Consider the following 22,327-nt stretch of genomic DNA (forward strand, 5'->3'; position numbering starts at 1 on the left):
TTCTGCCATTGCCGTTCCTGAGTTCCCGGAACCCCCCTTTGTGACCGGGAACTCCTAGCGAATCGTCGCTTGAGGTTCTAGCGCGAGACAGCTTGTGCGGGCAAGTCCTGCCGGCCGGGCGCCGGCGGCTTCAGGCCGAGAGGTCCGGACTGAACAGCGCGGAGCCGGCTTCGGGTGCCCCGTCGATCCGGGCCTGCCCGTCGTCCAGGCGAACCCGGCCCTCCGCCAGCAGGCGCAGGCAAAGCGGATAGAGGCGGTGCTCGGCCTGCAGCACCCGGGCTGCCAGGCTCTCGGCGTTGTCGCCGGTCTGCACCGCTACGGCGGCTTGGCCGATGATGGCCCCGCCGTCGACGGTCTCGTTGACGAAGTGGACGCTGCAGCCGTGAAGCTTTACCCCGGCGGAGAGCGCCCGGGCGTGGGTGTCGAGGCCGGGAAACAGCGGCAGCAGCGAGGGATGGATGTTGACGATCCGGTTCTCCCAGCGCCGGACGAAGGCTCCGGAGAGCACCCGCATGAAGCCGGCAAGGCAGATCAGGTCGATCCCAGCGCCGTCCAGTGCCTCGGTGAGGGCGGCTTCGAACGCAGTTCGGTCGGCATAGGACCTGTGGTCGACGACCTGCGCGGCGATCCCGAATGCCGCGGCGTGGTTCAGGCCGCCGGCATCCGGACGGTTGGCGATCACGCAGACGATCTCCGCCGGGTATCCAGGCACTGCCGCAGCCTCCAGAAGAGACAGCAGGTTGCTGCCGCGCCCGGAAATCAGGACCGCGACCTTCATGACGGCCAGCTGCGCTCCAGGTTCTCGATGCGGACGGCCGGCTCGCCGGCGCCGCGGTCCTCGATACGGCCGATGGCGAAGGCCTGCTCGCCGGCCTGTTCAAGGATGCCGGTGATCTGCTCAAGACTGTCGGGCGAGACGACCAGCACCATGCCGATCCCGCAGTTGAAAGTGCGCAGCATCTCGGCGGCCTGGATGCCGCCTGCCGCCGAGAGCCAGCGGAACACCGCGGGGACCGGCCAATCGATTCCAGGCAGATGGGCTGCGAGACCGTCCGGCAGCACCCGCGGCAGGTTCTCGGGGAAGCCGCCGCCGGTGATGTGCGCCAATGCCTTGACGCCGCCTGTCGCCAGGGCCTGGAGGCAGGGTCTCACGTAGATGCGGGTCGGCTCCAGCAGCGCCGCGCCCAGCGTGCGCTCCGGGTCGAAGGGGGCAGGGGCGTCGTAGTGGAGGCCCAGGGTGTCGACCACCTTGCGCACCAGGGAATAGCCGTTGGAATGGAGGCCGGAGGAGGCGATGCCGAGCAGCAGGTCCCCGGGCACGACATCGGCACCGGTGACAACCGCATCCCGCTCCACCGCCCCGACGGCAAAGCCGGCGAGGTCGTAGTCCGCGCCCGCGTAGAGCCCCGGCATTTCGGCCGTCTCGCCGCCGATAAGCGCGCAGCCTGCCTGGCGGCAGCCTTCGGCGATGCCGGCGACGATGGCCTGACCGGCTGCGACCTCCAGCCGGCCGGTGGCGTAGTAGTCGAGGAAGAACAGAGGCTCGGCGCCTTGGACCACCAGATCGTTGACGCACATTGCCACCAGGTCGATGCCGACACTGTCATGGCGCCCGACCTCGATGGCGACCTTCAGCTTGGTGCCTACGCCATCGTTGGCGGCAACCAGCAAGGGGTCCTTGAAGCCCGCGGCCTTGAGGTCGAAGAGGCCGCCGAAACCGCCCAGCCCGGCATCCGCCCCGCTGCGCGCCGTCGAGCGCGCCAGGGGTTTGATGGCTTCAACTAGGGCGTTGCCGGCATCGATGTCGACCCCGGCATCCTTGTAGCTCAGCGTGTTGTGGTGGGGATCCCGGCTTGTTATGGCTTCCTCCCATCACATGGAGTATTTAGGTGGGACGCGAGAGAGCCCGCTTTGCCGGGCGACCATAGAGAATCCGGGACGGTTTGCAATGCGGTTTCGCCAGCGCTCCGGCGCTTCGATTCCAGCCTTCCTCTTGGCCCTCGGGGGGCTTGCCGCACTGATTTTGGTGCCCGTGACCCCGGCGCAGGCGCAGGGCGAGATCTACACGGTGCGGGGGGTTCCGGTGGACAAAACCGCCGGCACCGCCGCCGAAGCCCGCCAGGCCGCCATCAGCGCAGGGCATCAGGCTGCCTTTGCCCGGCTTGTCGAGCGGCTGGTTCCCAAAGCCCAGCAAGGGACGGTCCCGGTTCTGGGTCCGGGCCTGGTGGAGTTTTACGTGCTCGATTTCTCCGTCGACAACGAGCGGACGTCCGCCGTGCGCTATCTGGCCGAGCTCAGCTTTCGCTTCAACCCTCAGGAGGTCCGCACCCTGCTGCGCAACAGCGGCGTGGGATTCGCCGAGACGCGCAGCAAGCCTCTGGTTGTGCTTCCGGTCTTCGAGGGCGAGGGAGAGGTGCCGCGCCTCTGGCTCGACCCCAATCCCTGGCGCGCTGCCTGGGCCCAACGCGGTCCGGAGGAAGGCCTGGTGCCGCTTCAGGTGCCGCTGGGCGATCTCAGCGACGTAGCCTCGGTGGATGCCGCCCGCGCCCTGGCCGGCGATGCGGGCGCGCTGAACGCCATTGCCGCCAACTATCGGGCCGGCGCCGTTCTTGTGCCCCACGCGACGCTGAGCGGCGATGCGGCCTTGGGCAATGCGCGCCTGGACATCGTTACTGCCCGCTATGAAGGGGGGCAGCGCCTGGCCACGACCCGCGAAGCCTTCACGCAGCAGGCCAGCGAAGGGGCCGCGGCCTTCTTTGCGAGAGTTGCGGGCGCGGTGGATGCGACGGTTCAGGAAGCCTGGAAGCAGCAGAACGTGCTGCAGTTCGGCAACCGCCGTTCCATCGCCGTCTTCGTTCCTCTGACGGGTCTGTCGGACTGGCTCGAGGTCAAACGGCGCATCGAGGGTGTGGCGGCCATCGAGACGGTCGGCGTCAATACACTGACACGCAACGAGGTGGCAATGGACATCACCTTCGTCGGTGACGAGGGGCGCCTGACGCGGGCGCTTGCGCAGCGCGACCTGTTTCTGGCGCTGCGTGAAGACAGCAACTGGGAACTGACGTTGACCCGAGGTGGCGGGAGCCTGAGGCCGGTTCAGCCTCTGCCGCCCGACTCCGGTCAGGCCCCCGCGTCCGATCAGCCCCCCACATCCGATCAGCCTTTGGTGCCCGAGACGCAATGACGGCGCCGCGGGAAGACCCACCGCTTCTTGGCGCTTCTGCGCCAGCGGGCGCGGCCGCACCAACGCCTGGCGGGCCAATCGCCCGCAGCCTGCGGTTCTGGCTGATCCTGCTGGTCGTCGTGCTGGCCTGCGTCTACCTGCTGCGCAGCGTGCTGCTGCCCTTTGTGGCCGGTATGGCCGTGGCCTATCTGCTCGACCCCGTCTGCGACCGGCTGGAAAAGTGGAAGCTGTCGCGGACCTGGGCGACCACCATCGTCACCATCGCCTTTCTGCTGATCTGCGTGATCATCCTGCTGATTCTGGTGCCGGCCATCATCAGCCAGATCGCGACCCTGATCGAACGGGCGCCGGTCTATCTGAGTGCGATCCAGCGGGAAATCGGCGAACTGATCGCCATGCTGAAGGACCGGCTTCCGCCAGAGACATTGAACCGGCTGCGCGACGCCTTGGGCGGGTCCGCGGACAGGCTGGTGTCCTGGCTGACGCAGCTCCTGGGCGGGGTGATTTCGGGCGGCGTCGCTTTCTTCAACTTCATCGCTCTGCTGGTCATCACCCCCGTCGTCGCCTTTTACCTGCTGCGCGACTGGGACCGCATCGTCGATCAGGCCGACGACGTCCTGCCGCGCAGGCACCTGCAGACAATCCGGGGGCTGGCGCGGGAAGTCGATCAGACCCTTGCGGGTTTTCTGCGCGGCCAGGGCCTGGTCTGCGTCATCCTGGCCGTGTTCTATGCGGTCGGGCTGACCCTGGCAGGCCTCGACTTCGGCTTGGTGGTGGGGCTTATCGCGGGGTCGCTTTCCTTCATTCCCTATGTCGGATCGCTGGTCGGTCTCTTCCTTTCGGTCGGCCTTGCCCTCGTGCAGTTCGACAGCTTTGTCGACGTTGCCATTGTCGCGGCGGTCTTCTTCGTCGGCCAGGCCGTCGAAGGCAACTTCCTCACTCCCAAGCTGGTGGGCGAGAAGGTCGGCCTTCACCCCGTCTGGGTGATGTTCGCCCTGCTGGCCGGCGGTGCACTCTTCGGCTTTGTCGGTGTTCTCCTCGCAGTGCCGGTCGCCGCGATCGTCGGCGTGGGGGTGCGCTTTGCCGTCGGACAGTACCGCCTGAGCCACCTCTATACCGGAGAGGACGGGCCGCCGGGCGCCGAGCAGCTGCCTGCGGACGTTCAAGAGGCGGGACCGGACGACAAGGCGTGAAGGCAACACGGCAGCTTGCCCTCGACCTGAGGCACCGCCCGGCGCTGGGGCGTGAGGACTTTCTGGTGGCGCCCAGCAACGAACTGGCGGTTGCCTGGATCGACCGCTGGCCGCGGTGGCCGGCACAGGCGCTGGCCGTCTATGGGCCGCCGGGCAGCGGCAAGACCCACCTCTGCCAGGTCTGGCGGCACAGCAGCGGCGCGGTCGCGGTCGACGCAGCCGCGCTGCGGCAACACGAGCCGCCCGCGCTTCTGGGCGATGCCACCGCCTGCGTCGTCGAAGCGGTCGCGGAGGTGCTTGAGCGGGAATCGGAGGTCGCCCAGCGCCTGCTGCACCTCTACAACATGATGCTGGAACGCGGCGGCTATCTGCTGGTGAGCGACCGCCTGCCGCCGGCGCGCTGGATCTGTCCCCTGGCGGACCTGCGCTCGCGGCTTTCGGGCATGCAGGCCGTGGCGTTGAGCGAGCCCGACGAGGCGCTGGTGCAGGCGGTTCTCGTAAAGCTGTTCTCGGACCGGCAACTGACCGTTACGCCGGAAGTCATCCAGTTTCTCGCCCCGCGGATCGATCGGTCTTTGGACGCGGCCCGCAGCATCGTGTCGGCAATCGACAACCGGGCGCTCGCGGCGAGGCGCCAGATCACTGTGCCGTTGGCGCGGCTGGTGCTCTCGGAAGTCGGCGACGATCGTCACCAAGGATCTCAGGAAGACAACAGCAATTAGATTGGCAAGGGAGGCCCGGATGGATCTCGGAATCAAACGCCGCAAGGCTCTGGTGTGTGCGGCAAGCAAGGGGCTGGGCAAAGCCTGCGCCATGTCGCTGGCGCGTGAAGGCGTGGACGTTACCATTGTCGCGCGCACGGCCGGCCCGCTGGCGGATACGGCCGAGGAAATCCGCAAGGCGGCAGATGTGCACGTGACCGCAGTGGCGACCGACATCACGACGCCGGAGGGCCGCGCCGAAGCGCTTGCCGCCTGTCCGGCGCCGGACATCCTGGTCAACAACGCCGGCGGCCCGCCGCCCGGCGATTTCCGCGACTGGGATCGCGACATCTGGATCAAGGCTCTGGATGCCAACATGCTGACCCCCATCGAACTGATCAAGGCGACGGTCGATCATATGATCGAGCGGCGCTTCGGGCGGGTGGTGAACATCACCTCCGCAGCCGTCAAAGCGCCCATCGACATTCTCGGCCTGTCCAACGGCGCGCGTGCCGGCCTTACCGGCTTCGTCGCCGGGTTGGCGCGCAAGACCGTCCGCCACAATGTCACCATCAACGCGCTGCTGCCCGGCCCCTTCGATACGGACCGGCTGCGCTCGAACCTTCAGGTGGTGGCGGACAACGCAGGCCGGCCGGTGGAAGAGGTTGCCAGGGAGCGTGCCGACGGCAATCCGGCGGGCAGGTTCGGCGATCCTGCAGAATTCGGAGAGGCCTGTGCCTTCCTCTGTGCCGCTCAGGCAGGCTACATCACCGGCCAGAACATTCTGTTGGACGGCGGCGCCTTTCCGGGGACGCTGTAGGCTCGGGTGAAGTTCATGCGCGCTGCGCGTTGACGTGGCGCGCAATCACGTTGCTGTGACATTAAACGGCTGCGGGGATGCGCGGCGCTGCAGCGGCGTAGCACCGATCACACCATGGCTTCGAGGCAGCTTTGGAAGGATCGGGAAAAATGATAAGAACTCTTGCGCTCGCCGCCTGCGCGGCTCTGCTGCTGACCGCAGCGCCGGCTCATGCCGACGACGACGATGACGACGGTCACCGCTATCACCGCTGGTACGACTACGACGACGACCACCGGCACAAACACAAGCACAAACACTACAAGAAGCACCGCAAGCACCATAAGAAGGTGGAGAAGCACGTCTACCATCATCATGGCGGTCATCACGATCATCACTGGCACAAGCCGAAACGCAAGAAGGCCAAGAAAAAGGTCTACGTCGAGAAGCACGTCTATCACCACTATCCGAAGAAACACCGCCACAAGAAGAAGCACTACCACCGCCACGGCGGCCATCATCATCACCACTACTACAAGCATGGTCACAAGAAGCGCTACCGCGACGATGATCGCGACTGGGCGATCTTCGCGATCCTGGCCCTGCAGATCGTCGACGTGCTGAACGACAGCCAGCGGCACAGCTATGCCTTGGCGCAGCAAAAAGCGACGGTAGCACCGCTGGGCGATTCCATTCGCTGGCATGACGGCCGTGCCTCCGGGCAGGTCATTCCGGTCCGCGAAGGCAGCGACCCGAACGGCAACTACTGCCGGGAATTTCAGCAGGAAGTCATCGTCGGGAACCAGCGTCAGGCCGGCTATGGCGTCGCCTGTCTCAAGCCTGACGGATCCTGGGAGATCGTCTCCTAGTAATCTGATTTTATTGGAAGATTTTGCCTTCGCCGTGGTGGCGCCCCCATCTGCTTTCCGGCAGGCGGGGGCGCTCGCGTCGCTGTCTGCCGGGGGTACTTTGTTCCGCCGGTCGCAAGCTGTTAAGCTTTCATCGTCAGGGTTGTTGCCGCGATCTCTGCAGGCGACACCAATCTGTCATCACGTCCGGAGGGGAGCCGTGCTATAGGGAGCGGCCTTATTGGCCGGTAACAAGACGGGAGGCTTTCAGGTGGTGAAGAGCGAGAGCGTGGCGCTGGAGATTGAGCAACTCGAGCAGGAGTCCGACCTGCCCGCAGGGTCCCAGGTCGCTGCGATCGATCTTGACGCGCCGGAGCGGTTCATCAACCGCGAGATCTCCTGGCTGGCCTTCAACGAGCGTGTGCTGGAGGAGGCCTATAACGCCAACCATCCACTCTTCGAACGGCTGCGGTTCCTTTCCATCTCCGCAAGCAACCTCGACGAGTTCTTCATGGTACGCGTTGCCGGCTTGTTGGGCCAGATCCGCGCCGGTGTGAAGACGCGCACGCCCGAGGGACTGACGCCCGGCCAACAGCTCTCCGCCATCAACGAGCGCGTCGCCAAGCTGATGCGCTGGCAGCAGGAGAAGTGGCACGACCTGATCGGCGAGCTGAAGGCCGAAGGGATCGAGGTCGTCAGGCCGAAGGAATTGAAGCGCGTCGAGCGCCGCTGGCTCGACCAGTACTTTACCGAGCAGCTCTATCCGGTTCTGACCCCCATCGCCATTGATCCGGCGCATCCCTTTCCCTTCATCCCCAACCGCGGCCTCTGTCTCGTCGTCGAGTTGCTGCGTGCCGAGGACAACACCCACATCAACGGCCTGATTTCGCTGCCGGGCAAGATCGAACGCTTCCTCCGTCTGCCGGGGGAGGGCGCGCGCTTCATTCGCCTGGAAGAGGTGCTGCTGCTTTACTTCGACGAACTCTTTCCCGGATTCGAGGTCAAGTCCACCGGCTACTTCCGGGTCCTGCGCGACAGCGACCTGGAGGTGGAGGAAGAGGCCGAGGACCTGGTCCGCGTCTTCGAGACTGCCCTGAAGCGGCGCCGGCGCGGTTCGGTCATCCGCCTCACGGTCAACACGAACATGCCGACGACGTTGCTCGACTTCGTGATCCGCGAGCTTCAGGTCGAGCGGGCGAATGTCTTTCCCCTGGACGGCATGCTGGGACTGGTCGACACCAAGGAAATCATCCTCGACGACCGCCAGGACCTGTTGTTCACACCCTACAACCCGCGCTTCCCAGAGCGCATCCGCGACTTCGGCGGGGACTGCTTCGAAGCCATCCGCGAAAAGGACTTCGCGGTCCATCACCCCTACGAGAGCTTCGACGTGGTTGTCCAGTTCCTGCGGCAGGCGGCCATGGATCCGGCGGTCGTTGCCATCAAGCAGACGCTCTACAGGACGTCGGAGAACTCCCCCGTCGTGCGCGCGCTGGCTGAGGCCGCCGAGGCCGGCAAGTCGGTCACTGCGCTGGTGGAGCTGAAGGCGCGCTTCGATGAGGAGCGCAACATCCGCTGGGCGCGCAACCTGGAGCGGGCCGGCGTTCAGGTGATCTACGGCTTCATCGAGTTGAAGACCCATGCCAAGATCTCATTGGTCGCGCGCCAGGAGGGAGCGTCCCTGCGCACCTATGTGCACTACGGAACCGGCAACTATCACCCGATCACCGCGCGGATCTATACCGACATCTCATACTTCTCCTGCGACCCCTTGCTGGCCCGCGATGCGACGCGCCTGTTCAACTACATGACCGGCTACGCCAAGCCGAAGGGGATGGACAAGGTTGCCTTTGCACCGCTGACGCTGCGCTCGACACTGCTGAAACTCATCGACGATGAGATCGCTCATGCCAAGGCCGGCCGTCCGGCGACGATCTGGGTCAAGCTGAACTCCCTGGTCGATCCGGAGATCATCGATGCGCTCTATAAGGCGTCTCAGGCCGGGGTGTCCATCGACCTCGTGTTGCGCGGTATCTGTTGTCTTCGGCCTGGTGTGCCGGGCCTCTCGGAGAACATCCGGGTCAAGTCGATCGTCGGCCGTTTTCTGGAGCACAGCCGAATTGTTTGCTTCGGCGCCGGCAAGCAGCTACCGTCCCGGGACGCCAAGGTCTTCATCTCCTCCGCCGACTGGATGCCCCGCAACCTGGACCGGCGGATCGAGACCCTGGTGCCGATTGAGAACGCGACGGTCCACCAGCAGATTCTAGACCAGATCATGATTGCCAATCTCAACGACGAGGCGCAGTCCTGGATTCTGGAGCCCGAGGGCACCTATCGCCGCGTCAGGTCCACCACCAACTCCTTCAGCGCTCACACCTACTTCATGACCAACCCCAGTCTCTCCGGGCGTGGGTCGGCTCTGAAGAAGTCGAAGAAGGCGCCGAGGCTGGTCCTCAAGAAGACGTAAAGGCTCCATGGATGTAGCTTCCCGCGCGACGGTCTCCAGGCTTCCGAAATCAGCGACCAAGGATCGGCGGATCGCGGTCATCGACATCGGGTCGAATTCGATTCGCCTGGTTGTCTTCGACGGACTGAAGCGGGCGCCGGCCACCGTCTTCAATGAAAAGGTCCTCTGCGGCCTGGGCCGCGGACTGCAGAGCAGCGGCCAGTTGAACCCGGAGGGCGTCGAACTGGCGGTGCCCAACCTGATCCGCTTTACGGCGCTGACCCATGCCATGGGCGTGGAGCGCGTCGACCTGATCGCAACGGCGGCCGTGCGCGATGCGCAGAACGGGCCGGATTTCGTAAAGACGGTCGAACAGGCCTGCGGCCATCCGGTGAACGTGCTCAGCGGGGCCGAGGAAGCGCGGCTGTCGGCTCTGGGGGTTATTGCCGGCAACCCGCAGGCCGACGGCATCATGGGCGATCTCGGCGGCGGCAGCCTGGAACTGGTCGACGTCAAGAACGGCAAGATCGGTGCGGCGACGACCTTGGCGCTGGGACCCCTGCGCCTGATGGAAAGCTGCGGCGACAACCGGCAGAAGGCACGTGCGAAGATCGATGACACCCTGGAGGCGGTCGACTGGCTGGCGGCCGGGGAGGGGCGCTTCTTCTATCCGGTGGGCGGGGCCTGGCGCAATCTTGCGCGGCTTCACATCGAACAGAAGCGCCATCCGCTGCATTCCATTCACGGGCACATGATCGCCAGCGACGAGGCCATCAAGCTGGCCCGCCTGGTCAGCCGCCAGGGCAAGAGTTCGCTCTCCGGGATCAACTTCATTTCACGCCGCAGGCGCGAGACCTTGCCTCTCGGTTCGCTGGTGCTGGGACGGCTTCTGCGGAAGACCAAATCGCAGACCGTGAGCTTTTCCACTTTCGGACTGCGCGAAGGCTATCTCTTCGATCAGCTCTCCAAGCGCCAGCAGGCGGCGGACCCTCTGCTCGCGGCGGCGCGGGAGTTTGCGGAACGGGAAGGCCGCTTCGGCGGCCTGGGCGACGCGCTCCTGCACTGGAGCGATCCGCTCTTCCCGGAAGAGGATGCCGAAGAGCGGCGGCTGCGGGAGGCCGTCTGCCATCTCTCCGACTTCGCCTGGCGGGAGCATCCGGACTTTCGCGCCAGCCAGGCGATGCGACGCATCCTGCACCATCCGCTGGTGGCCATCGATCATCGCGGCCGCAGCTTCCTGGCTTACACCATCTTCCTGCGCTATGGCGGTCTGCCGACGGCGCGGGAAAGCGAGGCGGCGGTTCTGTTGTTGAGCGAACGCTGGAAGACACGGGCAAGCCTGCTGGGTTCGGCCCTCCGGCTTGCCTTCCGGGTTTCCGGTGCGACGGGCGAGATCCTCGACCGCTGTCGGCTGCGTGTGGATGGCAGCACGCTGGAATTGGTGTTGCCGAACGACGGGACGGTGCCGGACGGCGAGGCCGTTCACCGCCGCCTGCGCGCGCTCGCCGCCATCGGCGGCTTCGACGATTGCCGGATTGTCGTTTAGCGAACGGCGACTGTCTTGCGTACCGCGAGAACCGTTTTTGCCCAGTCGGCGCCGGGACGTTGAACCCTGTAAAACCCGACGTACTCGCCGGGCTGCAGGTTCTCGCCTCTTTTTCGCAGGCCGAAACTCACCGTCCAGACCGCCCTGTTTCTCTCAAGCACACGTTTGTTGTTGAAGAAGGTTCGTCCGTCCGGGTCTAGAATCATGAGTGTTTCCAGGTCGCCTTCGCGGACTCCCCAGGTTCCCGCCCAGAAAACGAGCACCCTCCCGTCTGTTGAGATTTCCGCAGGCGCTTCGATGCCTGCCAGGATCTCTTGGTGGTCCGGCTGACGGTCAAGAAAGCCAGCCGAGAGGAGCCCTCCAGCCTGGTACGGAATCTGCGCCTGGGCTGCCTCCGACCAGAGACTTTGCCCTGTCTCGCCGCAAGTCGCTGAAGGCTCCAGCCCGGTGAAGGGATCGAGCAGCTTGTTCCGGTGGGTGACGGCGAAGTGGACATGGGGGAACTCGCTGTTGCCGGAGAGGCCGATAAGGCCGAGCCTGTCGCCCCGTTTCACCCGGTCCCCCTTCTTCACCGCAACGGTCCCCTTCATCAGGTGAGCGTAGGTGGTGACCCAGCCGCCGCCATGACTGATGGCGACCCAGTTGCCGTTCCTTTCCTCCCGGGTCTTCCCCGGCCCGGTCTCGCTCATGAGGATGTCGGGCTGGTCGTCGAAGGCGAAGATCACCTTGCCGTCGGCTGCGGCGATGACGGCGGTGCCTTCGCGCATCTCGATCTGGGTCGGGACGCGGAAATCGATTCCGCGGTGGCCGTCATAGCTGAGGCTGCCGCAGGTATGGTCTTTCCAGCCCTTGCCGTCGTCATAGTCGACGTAGTTCTGGATGCTGCAGAGCTCGCCCATCACGCAGTCGACGGGCAGCCCGAAGCCGCCGCCGGGAGGGTCCAGGTCCTCAGCGGTGGCTGGAGACTGGGCGAGAACGGTTAGGCCGGCGAGGATACCCAGGCCGGCCTGCAGGGAGGAAAGGGCGCTACGGGCGGTCAATCCGCGTCCTCGCGTTCCTTCAAGGTGACCAGACGCACCTTGTTGCCCCGGGCCGAGAGGGCGACGGCGCCGCGTTTCAAGGCGAGCGCGTCGCGGCCGAAGATCTCGTAGCGCCAGCCCTTCAGGGCCATCACGTCGGCCTTGTCGTTCGCTGCGATCTGGTCCAGGTCGGCGGAGTTTGCGATCAGCTTCTGCGCCACGTCATGCTCGTCGCAGCGCAGCTTCAGCAGGACCTTGAGGAGGTCGATCAGCGGCCCCGCACCATTGGGGGCGGGGCCTTTCGGTGCCGGCGTCGGCAGCTCGCTATCCGGCAAAGCCAGCGCGCGGCCGACGGCCTCCAGAATGGCCCGGCCGAGGCGGCCGCGGGCCATATCCTTGCTGACGCCGCGGGACCGCGCCAGCTCCTCCTCCGACGTCGGGCGGTGGGCGGCGATGTCGAAGAGCTGCTCGTCGCGCAGCACGCGCCCGCGCGGGACGTCGCGCTGCTGCGCCTCTTCTTCGCGCCAGGTCGCCAGCGCCCGCAGGACGGCGAGATAGCGCCGGTCGTTGGAGCGGGTCTTGAGGCGGCGCCAGGCGTTCTCGGGCTCCAGCCGGTAGGTCTCCGGTGACGTCAAGACCGACATCTCTTCCTCGAGCCAGCCGGCGCGGCCCGACTTGGACAGGCGGCCGGCCAGCTTGCGGTAGATCTTGCGCAGATGGGTTACGTCGGCCAGGGCATAGTTGAGCTGGCGCTCGGCCAGCGGGCGGCGCGACCAGTCGGTGAAGCGGGACGACTTGTCCACATGGGCGCCGGTCATCTTGCGCACCAGCGTGTCGTAGCCCACGGACTCGCCGAAGCCGCAAACCATGGCAGCCACCTGGGTGTCGAAGATCGGCGCCGGCAGGCGGCCGGTCAGATGAAAGAAGATCTCCATATCCTGGCGCGCGGAGTGCAGCACCTTCAGGATCTTCGGATCGTCGAACAGCGCCAGCAGCGGCGCGAGATCGAGCTTCGGGGAAAGGGAATCGATCGCGGCCACGTCGTCGGGGCCCGCCACCTGGACGAGGCAGAGCTTCGGCCAGTAGGTCGAATCGCGGAGGAATTCGGTATCGAGGGTGATGAAGTCGGCTTTTGCAAGGCGCCCGCAGAGGACTTCCAGCTCCGCGGTTTCGGTAATCAGGCTCATGCCAGCGGTATACACGTTATCGCTAGGCGGTGGAAGCGCCGAGACGGCCGCAGCCAGGGAAAGAAGTCGGCTGCCGAGTGCCAGCCGCTGCCCCGCCGGCCGCCGCCTCCGGACTTGACAAAGCGGCCAATTCCCGGCCTTTTGCGCGCTCGTTGACGGCCCCGCCGACCACATCCCAGGACCTCTTCCGATGCACCCCTATCGTAGTCATAGCTGTGGAGAACTGCGTGCTGCCCACGCCGGCGAACGTGCGCGGCTTTCCGGATGGATCCACCGCAAGCGCGACCACGGGCAGTTGCTTTTCGTCGACCTGCGCGACACCCACGGCATCACCCAATGCGTGATCGATGTCAGCAGCCCCCTGTTCCAGGACCTGGAGCAGACCCGGGTCGAGAGCGTCATTACGGTGACTGGGCCGGTGGTCAAGCGGACGCCCGATACGGTTAACGCCACGGTCCCGACCGGCGAGGTGGAGCTTCAGGTCGAGGAACTGGCGGTTCAATCCCGTGCCGAAGTGTTGCCGCTGCAGGTCAATTCCGAAGAGGACGCGGGGGAGGAAACCCGCCTGCGCTACCGCTATCTGGATCTGCGGCGGGAGAAGATGCAGGCGCGGATCCGGCTGCGCGGCGCGGTTATCAACTCGATCCGGCGGCGCATGGTGGAGCAGGGCTTCCAGGAGTTCCAGACGCCGATCCTGACCGCCAGCAGTCCGGAAGGCGCGCGGGACTACCTCGTTCCGAGCCGATTGCACCCCGGCAAGTTCTATGCCCTGCCGCAGGCCCCGCAGATGTTCAAGCAGCTGCTGATGATGGCCGGCTTCGACCGCTATTTCCAGATTGCCCCCTGCTTTCGTGACGAGGACAGCCGTGCCGACCGCTCGCCGGGCGAGTTCTATCAGCTCGACCTGGAGATGAGCTTCGTTACGCAGGACGACGTTTTCGCCGCCCTGGAGCCGGTCCTGGGCGGCGTCTTCGAGGAATTCAGCAATGGCCGCGCCGTGACGCCGCAGCCTTTCCCGCGCATCCCCTTCCGCGAGGCCATGCTGAAGTATGGCTCCGACAAGCCGGACCTGCGCAACCCGGTGGAGATCGCCGACGTGACCGAGGCGTTCCGCGGTTCCGGCTTCGGTATCTTCGCCAAGGCGGTCGAGGGCGGGTCGGTGGTGCGGGCCATCCCAGCCCCCGGGGCAGCCGGGCGGCCGCGCAGCTTTTTCGACAAGCTGAACGACTGGGCGCGCAGCGAGGGCGCAGCCGGTCTTGGCTACATCATCTTTGCCGAGGACGGCAGCGCCAAGGGGCCGATCGCCAAGAACCTGGACCCGGAGCGCACGGCGCAGATCAAGGCCGGGGCGGGACTCGCGGACGGCGATGCCGTGTTCTTCGCCTGCGACAAGGAATCCGCGGCTGCCAAGCTCGCCGGCCAGGTGCGAAACCGGCTGGGCGAGGAACTGGACCTGCTGGAGAAGAACGCTTTCCGGTTCTGCTGGATCGTCGACTACCCGATGTTCGAACTGGACGAGGACAGCGGCAAGATCGAGTTCAGCCACAACCCCTTCTCCATGCCGCAGGGCGGGCTCGAAGCGCTGGAGACCAACGAGCCGCTGGAGGTCCTGGCCTATCAGTACGATATCGTCTGCAACGGCGTCGAGCTGTCCTCCGGGGCGATCCGGAACCACCTGCCGGAGGTCATGTACAAGGCTTTCGGCATCGCCGGCTACAGCCAGGAGCAGGTGGATACCGAGTTTGCCGGCATGATCTCGGCGCTAAAGTTCGGCGCGCCGCCTCATGGCGGCTCGGCCCCCGGCATCGATCGGATCGTCATGCTGCTGGCCGATGAGCCGAACATCCGCGAAGTGGTGGCTTTCCCGATGAACCAGCGGGCCGAAGACCTGATGATGCAGGCGCCGGCAGCAGTGAGCGCGCGGCAGTTGGCCGAGCTTCACATCAAACTGGACCTGCCGCCCGAGTAACGCCGGGTTGGGCGCCGGGGGAGGGGCAATGGCTGAGCGGACTCCCGTCGATGGCGGCTTCTTCATGCCGGCGGAATGGGCCCCGCACGAGCGCTGCTGGATGGCCTGGCCCTGCCGCGGCAGCCTCTGGGAAGAGGGGCTCGACAAGGCGCGGGATGCCTACGCCGCAGTGGCCCGGGCGATCGCCGGTTTCGAGCCGGTCACCATGCTTGCCAACCCCTCGGAACTGGAGGATGCCCGCACGCGCTGCGGGGCTGAGGTCGACTGCCTTGCCCTGCCGCTCGACGACTCCTGGATGCGCGACTTCGGGCCGAGCTTCCTGGTCGACGGCAAGGGTTGCCTGGCGGGTGTCGACTGGGGCTTCAATGCCTGGGGCAACAGGTTCCACCCCTATGACCAGGATGCCCTGGTCGCCGAGCGGGTTCTGGCTCAACTCGGCGTGGCACGGTACCGTGCGCCCCTGGTCCTGGAGGGCGGCTCCATTCACGTCGACGGCGAGGGGACGCTCCTGACCAGCGAGGAATGCCTGCTGCACCCCAACCGCAATCCTGACCTCGACCGGACGGCCATCGAGGATCTGCTGCGCCGCTACCTCGGCATCGAAGCCTTTGTCTGGCTGGGCCAGGGGCTGGACAAGGACGACACCGACGGGCACGTCGACAACATTGCCTGCTTCGTGCGGCCGGGTGTTGTCATGGCGGTCACCTGCGACGACCCGGCGGATCCCAACCACGCGATCCTGCGGGACAACCTGGCCCGCCTTGCCAAGGCGAAGGACGCCAAGGGACGGGCCCTGGAGGTCATCGAACTGCCGCTGCCACGCGAGGCCCGCTATCTGGACGGCCAGCGGCTCTCCCTGTCCTACGTGAACTACTACATCGCCAACGGCGGCGTGGTGATGCCGTCCTTCGGCGACCCGCAGGATCCGGTCGCCCTGGAGATCGTCGCGGCGAGCTTCCCCGGCCGCAAAGTGGCCCAGGTGCCGGCCGGCGACATCCTGGTCGGCGGTGGCGGTATCCACTGCATCACCCAGCAGCAGCCGCTCGTCTGACGACCGCCGACTGGCCGGTTTCGTTCCCGTGGGCGCCAAGCGAGGCAGCGGGTCTGCGGTCCGGCCTTACGGCAGGTGTCGGATCATCGCTAGGCGTGCATTCCTTCGCAGTCGCTCCCTTTGGCCGGGCCCCGGCACCTCGCAGCCAGGCAACCATTCGTTAAGCAAACACTTTGCGTACTTTAGATTGATCAAGTTGTCTCGCTATTTGCTGTATTAACGGATACTTCACCCGCATTTCCTATAGCCCTTCCAAGCTTGCAGTTGCCCTTGGGTTTTGATCCGGGAGCTTCAATGGTGAGCGTAAACGTAATGATTAGAAGGAATTCTGGGGATCATGGGAAATCGTCATATGAAGCGTGCGCTGCTGCCGGCCGTTGCATTTGCCGTGGCGGCGACCACAACCATGGCGGCAAACGCTGAGGTCGGTGTTACGGACACCACCATCACCTTCGGCCAGTCCGCCGCCCTCGACGGCCCTGCCGCCGCGCTCGGCACCGGGATGCGTGAAGGTATTCTGGCTGCCTTCGCCGAGGCCAACCGCAACGGCGGTATCGCCGGCCGTCAACTTGAGCTCAAGAGCTACGACGACGGTTACGAGCCGGAGCGGGCCATCAGCAACGTCCAGAACCTGATCGACCAGGATCAGGTCTTCGGCCTGATCGGTGCCGTCGGCACGCCGACGTCGAAGGCGACCCAGCCGATCGCGACCGATGCGGGCGTGCCCTTTGTCGGTCCGTTCACCGGTGCAGGCTTCCTGCGCGACCCGGCGCTCGACAACGTCATCAACGTCCGTGGCACCTACGGGCAGGAGACCGAGGCCTGGATCAAGCACCTGACCGAGGACCTGGGGTACGACCGTATCGCCATCCTCTATCAGGACGACTCCTTCGGCCGTGTCGGCCTTGCAGGTGTGAACAAGGCGCTGGAGAAGCGTGGTCTTTCGCTGGTCGCGGAAGGCACCTACAAGCGCAATACCACAGCCGTGAAGTCGGCGCTTCTGGCGATCCGCAAGGCCAAGCCGCAGGCGGTCGTCATGGTCGGCGCCTACAAGCCGATTGCCGAGTTCATCAAGCTTGCCCGTAAGACCAAGCTGTCGGCCACCTTCGTCAATATCTCCTTCGTCGGCTCGAAGGCGCTGGCCAAGGAACTCGGCAAAGACGGTGAGGGCGTGGTGATCACCCAGGTCGTGCCGTTCCCCTGGGATGCCTCGATTCCGCTGGTCAAGCAGTACCAGGCGGCGATGAAGGCGCATGACCCCAGCGCCGAGCCCGGCTTCGTTTCGCTGGAGGGCTACATGGTCGGCCGTATCGCCATCATGGCCCTGGAAAAGGCCGGCGGCGAGATCACCCGGCAGTCCTTCCTGCAGGCTGTTGCCAACACCGGTGCCTTCGATCTGGGCGGGGTCACGCTGACCTACGGCCCGGGTGACAACCAGGGCATGGATGAGGTCTTTCTCTCCATCATCCAGTCCGACGGCTCCTTCAAGGCGGTCGAACGCCTGAGCGGCGCCAGCTAACCGTTCGTGCCGTGAAGGGGCGCCCCGGTCGGGCGCCCCTTCTTGCCGCAGGCCCATGCGGGCTCTTATGTGGGAGTATTGGGGTTAGTGTGATGGGCAATCCAAAAAGCGAGGAGGCGGAGGCCTCCCCGGTGGCAAAGCAAGCCGCCAAAACGTCTGCGACCAAAACGTCTGCGACCAAAACGTCTGCGACCAAGACGTCTGGGAAGACCGGGAAGTCCGGCCGCAAAGGCCTCCACCAACGCATGAGCGGTATCCGTGCCCGACTGTTCAGCGCTTTCGGCGGCGTCGCTTTTCTGACCGTCGCTGCCAGCGCCGTCGCGCTGATCGCCTTCTCCAACGTCGGGGAGGTCTTCGAGAAGGTCACCAGCCGTAGCGTGCCGGCGATGACCGAAGCGCTGAGGCTGTCGTCCATCAGCGCGGCGCTCTCCGCAGAGGCGCCCGCCCTGGTAGCCGCCAAGGACGATGCGCAGCGGGCGGAACGCAAAGCGGTGCTTGCCGAGATGAGCACCGAGATGAACGCCAATCTCGCGGCCCTGCGTGCACGCCTCGGCCAGTCCGAGCAGCTTGAGGCGATCGAAGGCATGACAGGCGAGGCGACGGCCAATCTGCAGTTGCTGGACGAAGCCGTCGGAGAGCTGCTGGCCGCCCGCGCGGCGCGGGAAGCCAAGGTCGAAGAAATCACCAGCGTCCATGCAGACATCCTCTCGATCACCGTTCCAATGGTCGACGACGTGAATTTCGAACTGGTGATCCAGGCCGACGATGCATCGCTGATCGGCGGCGAGGCCGTAACGGAGCTGTTCGACAGCGGCGTCACCTCCCTGCGTGCCGTGCTGCAGGTCGAAGCGCAGTCGAACCTTCTGGACGGCATCCTGCGCGATGCCGCCAACACCAATGACGCCAGCCGTCTGGAGCCCCTCAAGGAGCGCTTCGATACAGCCGTGGCGACCTTGGGCGAAAGCCTCGGGCTGATCCCGGAAAGCGAGCAGGCCGAGACCCTCGGCTTCCTGATCTCCAGCCTTGTCGCCCTGGGAGCGGACGAGGTGAACATCTTCACGCTGCGCAAAGCCGAGCTCGGTGCTGCGGACCATGCGGAGGAGGTGCTGAATTCCAGCCGCCAGTTGACGCAGGAACTGGCTGTGCAGGTCGATGCCCTGGTCGGCCAGGCGGCGGATGAACTGAACCAGGGTACCACGTCGTCGGAAAGCGCGATCTCGCAGGGCAAGCTCTGGCTGGCAGTCATTGCTGTGGTCAGCCTTGGCTTCGCCCTGGCAATCGCCTGGCTTTATGTCGGCCGGAACCTCGTGGCGCGGCTTTCCGCGGTGGTGTCGGCCATGCGTGAGATCGCAGGCGGCAATCTGAAGGCGCAGCTTGCGGTGAAGGGCAATGACGAGATTGCCGAGATGGCCACGACACTGATGGTGTTCCGCGACGGCTTGGCGGAGGTCGAGAAGGCCAACGCCAAGATCGAAGAGGAGCGCGCGGCGGCGGCCATGGAGCGGCAGGCCGCGATGATGGAACTGGCCGACGGGTTCGAAGCCTCGGTGCTGGGCGTTGTCGAGTCCGTTTCCTCGGCTTCCGGCGAGATGCAAAGCTCCTCGAAAGGCATGGCTGAGCGGGCCGACAATGCGAAAGCGCAGGCCGATGCGGCAGCCGGCGCGGCAGAACAGGCGGCCGGGAACGTGCAGACGGTAGCCAGTGCCGCCGAGGAACTGGCGGCCTCCATCGAGGAGATCGGGCGGCAGGTGAACCAGTCGTCGAAGATTGCCGCCCAGGCGGTCGACCGGGGCCAGAAGACCAATGCGCAGGTGGAAGGCCTGGCGCAGGCTGCTCAGAAGATCGGCGAGGTCGTGAAGCTGATCACGGATATTGCCGAGCAGACCAATCTGCTGGCCTTGAACGCTACAATCGAGGCGGCGCGGGCCGGCGAGGCCGGAAAGGGCTTCGCTGTTGTTGCCAGTGAGGTGAAGGGTCTGGCAACCCAGACCGCGAAGGCCACTGAAGACATCGCCGAACAGGTCAACGACATCCAGGCGGCCACCCGGGTCGCGGTGGACGCGATCAAGGAGATCACGACGACGATCTCCGAGATCGACAAGATCGGCACGACGATCGCCTCTGCCGTCGAGGAACAGTCGGCGGCGACGAAGGAGATCTCCCGCAACGTCCAGGAAGCTGCCAACGGCGCCCAGAAGGCCGGCAGCAACATCTCCGGCGTGCACCAGGCGATTGGCGAGACCGGCGAGTCGGCGCAGCGGATCCTGGGGGCTTCCGGCAAGCTGGCAGAGCAGGCCGGTGAGCTGAAGTCGCAGGTCGGCCAGTTCCTGGAGAAGGTGCGCAGCGCCTGAGCCGACGGTCCTTCGGGTGGTGCCGCGCCACCGGCGCCGCCTTGATGGCGAGCGCTAGCCCTCTGGGCTCTTGTCCTCTGCGCCTTCTTCTTCTGCGCCTTCTTCCTCTGCGTCTTCTTCCGCTGCGATGGTCCAGATGCGGGCGTGATCCTTTGCCCGCTGCGGTTCGACGATGCGGATCCGCTCGGCAATGCCGGCCTCGGTCATTTCCCGCTCGATCGCCAGGAGGCTGCCGAGCTTTTGCGTGCAGAGGCCTGCCGCGTCTTCCAGTTCCCCCCGCGCCGCCAGCAGCGCTTCGGGCAGGCTGGGCGCGCCGTAGTGCTCAACCAGATGGCGGGCGAGCTGTTCGACGAGACGGAAGAAATCGGCTTCGTCGATCTCCGCCACCTCAACCAGAGTCGTGAAGCCGAAACTCTCAAGGCCCAGCCAGGCCGATCCGAAGGCGATTCGCAGCTTGTTGTCGGCGCTCTCGGCCTCCAGGTCGGTGAAGGCAAAGGTTCCGGGAATGGCCCACTCGCCGGACTCACAGGCCTTTGAAAAGACCTGGAGGTCGGACTGATCGAGGCGGATGGCACGGGGCAGGCGCATGCGCCCAGCCTATAGCATTGGCTCCGACTTTGCGAAAGGAGCGCCGTAGCGCAAGGCCGCGAGGCGACGTGTCTCAGCCCCGGTCTTCTCTTAGCCCAGGTCTTCGCTGGCGACAAGCTGGGGGCGCTTGTTGCGGTAGAGGTCCTGATCGGCAAGGAAGATGAGCGTTTCCGGCTGGCTGCGCCGGTCGTAGGTCGCCATGCCGAAGCTGGCCGACACGGGCAGCAGGGACGCCTGCCAGGGGACGGTCAGCCCGTTGATCAGGGTCGAAAGCTTGCGCGCGAGAAACTCGCTTTCCTCGCCCGCGGTGTGGGTCATGATCACCGCGAACTCGTCGCCACCGACCCGCGCGACATAGTCGCTTTCGCGGATCGAACCCTTCAGCGCCTTGGCGACCGCCCGCAGCATGGCGTCGCCGGCCTGGTGGCCGTAGGTGTCGTTGACCGCCTTGAAGTGATTCAGGTCGCACAGCAGGAGCAACCCCTTTTCGTCCATGCGGCGGGCGCGGGCCAGGGCCCGGGAAAGCTCGGTCTCGAAGCCGCGGCGGTTCAGAAGCGTGGTGAGTTCGTCTGTGACGGAGAGGGACTCCAGGAAGCGGATGCGGGCGCGCTGAAGCGCTATGGACTGCTCGGCCGCCGCTGCTGCCTCCAGCAGTTCGTCCAGCAGCGTAAGGCCGTCGGGGCCCAGGGCCTCCGGCGAGTGCTGGGCGATGCGCCGCAAGCGGTCCGCTGCCGAGCAGAGCTGCGGCAGGCTGTCCTGCGCGATCAGGGTCTCGAACCTCATCCCATCCAGGAGATCTGGAATCATCCCTCTGTCCACCCACATTGGTCCCCGTCCCACGCCTGTCGATGCAAGCCCGGTGCCATCATGAAGATTATAAGAATCAATGGTTTGTGTATGGCCGCCGGCTCTGCCGCGGGACGTTTTTGCCGCCTGGCCGGCAAGTTCTGCCGGGTCCGCGAGCCTCTGCCCAACTGCTTCCACCGCTGCGCAAATGGGTCGAAAGGCTTGATATTTAAGAGATATGCAAGCACTTAGAACGGTGACAGGAAGCAGAGGGGCCGACCCAAGCCGCAGGGGAACTGATTATGCGTTTTGCGAAGTGGACTGTCCTTGCGATCCTGGCCATGGGCTGGGGCGCGCCGGCATCCGCCACGGCCGCGGCACCAGGCATCGATCTGGTGCCTCACCGGGCGAGCTATGCGTTGACGCTGGGTGATGCGAGCAGCGCCAGCCCGGTGGTGCAGGCGCAGGGCCGTTTCGACTTCGAGTGGGCCGATGCCTGCGATGGCTGGACCGTCGTCCAGCGCTTCCGTGTCAATCTGATCTATGAGGATGGCTTTGTCGCCGACTTCGGCTGGAGTCTGTCGTCGTGGGAGTCCAAGGATGGCGGGCGCTACCGCTTCTTCATCCGCCGCTTCGATTCCGGCGGCGAGAATGAACGCGTGCGCGGCGAAGCCACCTTGAAGGAGGACGGGTCCGGCCGAGCCGTGTTCACCGAGCCCGAGGAGCGCGAGCTCGTGCTCCCGGACGGCACCCTGTTCCCGACCCAGCACACGATTGAGGTGCTGGCCCGTGCGCAGGAGACCATGGTTCCCCACTGGCGCCTGGTCTTCGACGGGTCGGGGGAGGAAGGGCTCTTCGGAGTCTCTGCTGCGTTGTCGCGCCGCCTGCCCGCAGGAAGCGGGACCGGGCTCGCGAGCCCGCTGCTGACCAAGGTGCCCTCGTGGCGCATGACCCTCGCGTTCTACGGCGCCGATGAGTCGAACGCGGAGCCGGAACAGGAGCAGGGCTTGCGCCTCTTCGCCAACGGTATCGTCGATGAAATGCGCTTGAACTACGGCGACTTCGTCCTCGACGCCGATCTCAGCAGCGTCGAGCCGCTGCCGGTACCGGATTGCTGACAACGGGCGGCTGACCGGCCTC

18 protein-coding genes are annotated in these 22,327 nt (G+C 65.6%); 12 read left to right on the forward strand and 6 right to left on the reverse strand.

Features of this window, described 5'->3' with window-relative positions:
- Nucleotides 1–130: 130 nt before the first annotated feature.
- Together purN and purM are read right to left on the reverse strand one after the other, a co-directional pair.
- Complete coding sequence (purN, locus tag Q0982_RS06365; protein ID WP_299393066.1) at nucleotides 131–778, reverse strand: phosphoribosylglycinamide formyltransferase; 648 nt, start codon at nucleotides 776–778, stop codon at nucleotides 131–133.
- On the reverse strand, nucleotides 775–1,830 hold the full coding sequence (gene purM / locus Q0982_RS06370) for a phosphoribosylformylglycinamidine cyclo-ligase (protein WP_322096970.1): 1,056 nt from the start codon (nucleotides 1,828–1,830) through the stop codon (nucleotides 775–777). The genes purN and purM overlap by 4 nt, the downstream gene beginning before the upstream one ends.
- A 118-nt stretch (nucleotides 1,831–1,948) precedes the next feature.
- Here purM and Q0982_RS06375 point away from each other — a divergent pair, with 118 nt between their 5' ends.
- The 7 genes from Q0982_RS06375 (at nucleotide 1,949) to Q0982_RS06405 (ending at nucleotide 10,717) form a co-directional block, all read left to right on the forward strand.
- On the forward strand, nucleotides 1,949–3,184 hold the full coding sequence (locus tag Q0982_RS06375; RefSeq protein WP_299393068.1) for a DUF2066 domain-containing protein: 1,236 nt from the start codon (nucleotides 1,949–1,951) through the stop codon (nucleotides 3,182–3,184).
- Nucleotides 3,181–4,377 (forward strand): AI-2E family transporter, encoded by a 1,197-nt coding sequence (locus tag Q0982_RS06380; protein ID WP_299393071.1) that lies wholly within the window; start codon nucleotides 3,181–3,183, stop codon nucleotides 4,375–4,377. The genes Q0982_RS06375 and Q0982_RS06380 overlap by 4 nt, the downstream gene beginning before the upstream one ends.
- Nucleotides 4,374–5,099: a DnaA/Hda family protein gene (locus Q0982_RS06385; RefSeq protein ID WP_299393078.1), complete on the forward strand. Its 726-nt coding sequence runs from the start codon at nucleotides 4,374–4,376 to the stop codon at nucleotides 5,097–5,099. The genes Q0982_RS06380 and Q0982_RS06385 overlap by 4 nt, the downstream gene beginning before the upstream one ends.
- A 19-nt stretch (nucleotides 5,100–5,118) precedes the next feature.
- Nucleotides 5,119–5,898: an SDR family oxidoreductase gene (locus Q0982_RS06390; RefSeq protein ID WP_299393080.1), complete on the forward strand. Its 780-nt coding sequence runs from the start codon at nucleotides 5,119–5,121 to the stop codon at nucleotides 5,896–5,898.
- Nucleotides 5,899–6,047: 149 nt separating this feature from the next.
- A complete protein-coding gene (locus Q0982_RS06395) occupies nucleotides 6,048–6,746 on the forward strand; it encodes a hypothetical protein (protein WP_299393082.1) in 699 nt (232 codons plus the stop codon).
- Nucleotides 6,747–7,053: 307 nt separating this feature from the next.
- Complete coding sequence (locus tag Q0982_RS06400; RefSeq protein ID WP_299393443.1) at nucleotides 7,054–9,192, forward strand: RNA degradosome polyphosphate kinase; 2,139 nt, start codon at nucleotides 7,054–7,056, stop codon at nucleotides 9,190–9,192.
- 7 nt (nucleotides 9,193–9,199) lie between these two features.
- Nucleotides 9,200–10,717 (forward strand): Ppx/GppA family phosphatase, encoded by a 1,518-nt coding sequence (locus Q0982_RS06405; protein WP_299393085.1) that lies wholly within the window; start codon nucleotides 9,200–9,202, stop codon nucleotides 10,715–10,717.
- Here Q0982_RS06405 and Q0982_RS06410 read toward each other — a convergent pair.
- Together Q0982_RS06410 and rnd are read right to left on the reverse strand one after the other, a co-directional pair.
- Nucleotides 10,714–11,757, reverse strand: a complete 1,044-nt coding sequence (locus Q0982_RS06410) for a M23 family metallopeptidase (protein WP_299393087.1) — start codon at nucleotides 11,755–11,757, stop codon at nucleotides 10,714–10,716. The genes Q0982_RS06405 and Q0982_RS06410 overlap by 4 nt on opposite strands.
- A complete protein-coding gene (gene rnd, locus Q0982_RS06415) occupies nucleotides 11,754–12,923 on the reverse strand; it encodes a ribonuclease D (RefSeq protein ID WP_299393090.1) in 1,170 nt (389 codons plus the stop codon). Before rnd ends, Q0982_RS06410 begins: the two co-directional genes overlap by 4 nt.
- A 190-nt stretch (nucleotides 12,924–13,113) precedes the next feature.
- Here rnd and aspS point away from each other — a divergent pair, with 190 nt between their 5' ends.
- The 4 genes from aspS (at nucleotide 13,114) to Q0982_RS06435 (ending at nucleotide 19,813) form a co-directional block, all read left to right on the forward strand.
- Nucleotides 13,114–14,892: an aspartate--tRNA ligase gene (gene aspS / locus Q0982_RS06420; protein WP_299393093.1), complete on the forward strand. Its 1,779-nt coding sequence runs from the start codon at nucleotides 13,114–13,116 to the stop codon at nucleotides 14,890–14,892.
- A gap of 28 nt (nucleotides 14,893–14,920) precedes the next feature.
- Nucleotides 14,921–15,943 (forward strand): agmatine deiminase, encoded by a 1,023-nt coding sequence (gene aguA / locus Q0982_RS06425; protein ID WP_299393095.1) that lies wholly within the window; start codon nucleotides 14,921–14,923, stop codon nucleotides 15,941–15,943.
- A 352-nt stretch (nucleotides 15,944–16,295) separates the two neighbouring features.
- The gene (locus Q0982_RS06430; protein ID WP_299393098.1) at nucleotides 16,296–17,462 is read left to right on the forward strand and encodes an ABC transporter substrate-binding protein; all 1,167 of its coding nucleotides are present in this window, start codon (nucleotides 16,296–16,298) and stop codon (nucleotides 17,460–17,462) included.
- A gap of 245 nt (nucleotides 17,463–17,707) precedes the next feature.
- Nucleotides 17,708–19,813, forward strand: a complete 2,106-nt coding sequence (locus Q0982_RS06435; protein WP_299393101.1) for a methyl-accepting chemotaxis protein — start codon at nucleotides 17,708–17,710, stop codon at nucleotides 19,811–19,813.
- Between the two features lie 54 nt (nucleotides 19,814–19,867).
- Here the strand turns inward: Q0982_RS06435 and Q0982_RS06440 are convergent, their stop codons facing one another.
- Together Q0982_RS06440 and Q0982_RS06445 are read right to left on the reverse strand one after the other, a co-directional pair.
- Nucleotides 19,868–20,401 (reverse strand): DUF6505 family protein, encoded by a 534-nt coding sequence (locus tag Q0982_RS06440; protein ID WP_299393103.1) that lies wholly within the window; start codon nucleotides 20,399–20,401, stop codon nucleotides 19,868–19,870.
- A gap of 90 nt (nucleotides 20,402–20,491) precedes the next feature.
- Complete coding sequence (locus Q0982_RS06445; RefSeq protein ID WP_299393106.1) at nucleotides 20,492–21,208, reverse strand: GGDEF domain-containing protein; 717 nt, start codon at nucleotides 21,206–21,208, stop codon at nucleotides 20,492–20,494.
- A gap of 281 nt (nucleotides 21,209–21,489) precedes the next feature.
- Here Q0982_RS06445 and Q0982_RS06450 point away from each other — a divergent pair, with 281 nt between their 5' ends.
- Complete coding sequence (locus Q0982_RS06450) at nucleotides 21,490–22,305, forward strand: DUF1849 family protein (RefSeq protein WP_299393108.1); 816 nt, start codon at nucleotides 21,490–21,492, stop codon at nucleotides 22,303–22,305.
- The last annotated feature ends 22 nt before the right edge of the window (nucleotides 22,306–22,327 follow it).

Origin of the sequence: Pelagibius sp., from assembly GCF_028281305.1 — a bacterium.
Taxonomy (GTDB): Bacteria; Pseudomonadota; Alphaproteobacteria; order Kiloniellales; family Kiloniellaceae; genus Pelagibius.

What these genes read in the sequence shown, in the direction of transcription:
- purN (WP_299393066.1), bottom strand. Translation starts at nt 778, where the DNA reads ATGAAGGTCGCGGTCCTGATTTCCGGGCGCGGCAGCAACCTGCTGTCT.
- Q0982_RS06375 (WP_299393068.1), top strand. Translation starts at nt 1,949, where the DNA reads ATGCGGTTTCGCCAGCGCTCCGGCGCTTCGATTCCAGCCTTCCTCTTG.
- Q0982_RS06380 (WP_299393071.1), top strand. Translation starts at nt 3,181, where the DNA reads ATGACGGCGCCGCGGGAAGACCCACCGCTTCTTGGCGCTTCTGCGCCA.
- Q0982_RS06390 (WP_299393080.1), top strand. Translation starts at nt 5,119, where the DNA reads ATGGATCTCGGAATCAAACGCCGCAAGGCTCTGGTGTGTGCGGCAAGC.
- Q0982_RS06395 (WP_299393082.1), top strand. Translation starts at nt 6,048, where the DNA reads ATGATAAGAACTCTTGCGCTCGCCGCCTGCGCGGCTCTGCTGCTGACC.
- Q0982_RS06405 (WP_299393085.1), top strand. Translation starts at nt 9,200, where the DNA reads ATGGATGTAGCTTCCCGCGCGACGGTCTCCAGGCTTCCGAAATCAGCG.
- rnd (WP_299393090.1), bottom strand. Translation starts at nt 12,923, where the DNA reads ATGAGCCTGATTACCGAAACCGCGGAGCTGGAAGTCCTCTGCGGGCGC.
- aspS (WP_299393093.1), top strand. Translation starts at nt 13,114, where the DNA reads ATGCACCCCTATCGTAGTCATAGCTGTGGAGAACTGCGTGCTGCCCAC.
- aguA (WP_299393095.1), top strand. Translation starts at nt 14,921, where the DNA reads ATGGCTGAGCGGACTCCCGTCGATGGCGGCTTCTTCATGCCGGCGGAA.
- Q0982_RS06430 (WP_299393098.1), top strand. Translation starts at nt 16,296, where the DNA reads ATGAAGCGTGCGCTGCTGCCGGCCGTTGCATTTGCCGTGGCGGCGACC.
- Q0982_RS06435 (WP_299393101.1), top strand. Translation starts at nt 17,708, where the DNA reads ATGAGCGGTATCCGTGCCCGACTGTTCAGCGCTTTCGGCGGCGTCGCT.
- Q0982_RS06440 (WP_299393103.1), bottom strand. Translation starts at nt 20,401, where the DNA reads ATGCGCCTGCCCCGTGCCATCCGCCTCGATCAGTCCGACCTCCAGGTC.
- Q0982_RS06445 (WP_299393106.1), bottom strand. Translation starts at nt 21,208, where the DNA reads ATGATTCCAGATCTCCTGGATGGGATGAGGTTCGAGACCCTGATCGCG.
- Q0982_RS06450 (WP_299393108.1), top strand. Translation starts at nt 21,490, where the DNA reads ATGCGTTTTGCGAAGTGGACTGTCCTTGCGATCCTGGCCATGGGCTGG.